The sequence below is a fragment of the Neisseria sp. HMSC078C12 genome, from assembly GCF_001838065.1.
Classification (GTDB): Bacteria; Pseudomonadota; Gammaproteobacteria; order Burkholderiales; family Neisseriaceae; genus Neisseria.
The window spans coordinates 14,676-14,897 of record NZ_KV835621.1; positions in this window are offsets into that span (position 1 = coordinate 14,676).

Sequence of the window (222 nt, forward strand, 5' to 3'; positions counted from 1 at the left end):
GCTCCCTTTCTCATTTCGCAGTGCTACAATTTGTACGTCCAAATACACCGACTCCAATATGTTGTAGCTCCCTTTCTCATTTCGCAGTGCTACAATTTCGGCGCATGAGACAGCCAGTCATTGCCAGTTGTAGCTCCCTTTCTCATTTCGCAGTGCTACAATACAAAAAGGCGGTCATATCGTAATCAACTAGTTGTAGCTCCCTTTCTCATTTCGCAGTGC